This window comes from Xenorhabdus hominickii, assembly GCF_002632725.1.
In the GTDB taxonomy this organism is placed as follows: domain Bacteria; phylum Pseudomonadota; class Gammaproteobacteria; order Enterobacterales; family Enterobacteriaceae; genus Xenorhabdus; species Xenorhabdus hominickii.
Genome location: NZ_NJAI01000116.1, coordinates 1 through 379, shown reverse-complemented (window position 1 = coordinate 379; position 379 = coordinate 1). Strand labels below are relative to the sequence as shown.

General features: G+C 45.9%; 1 protein-coding gene. It reads right to left on the bottom strand.

From position 1 onward, the window contains the following. Nucleotides 1-72 precede the first annotated feature (72 nt). Nucleotides 73-379: putative phage tail protein (locus tag Xhom_RS25450; RefSeq protein WP_145957540.1), on the bottom strand; the 307-nt coding region annotated here is incomplete at its 5' end.

The window sequence follows — 379 nt, the reverse complement described above, 5'->3', positions numbered from 1 at the left end:
ATCACCGATTTTTTGCATAGCTAATCCTCACTCAGTGAAGGTGATTAATGTTTAAATTTAATTAATGGCTGATTACGGGTTATAACCGAATTGCAGAATAGTGTGAGACGGACTGATTTTCTGAAATGGGCATTCCAGTTTTTTATTTCCCCATGACCGTAACGGATCACCGCAATAACTCCCGCCCGCTACGGCGTAATTAATGGTGGTTGTCGGCGCATTAATACGCCAGACAAAGGGCCAGTCCTCCCCGTTCAGGGCATCACCACACGCAGACATGCCCGCTCTGGCCTGCCTGAATTCCGTAATGGTAATTTTAAACCCGAGTTCAGTCGCCAAACTGATAAAATAGGACTTTGACTGGCCCCCTGTTCGTAAT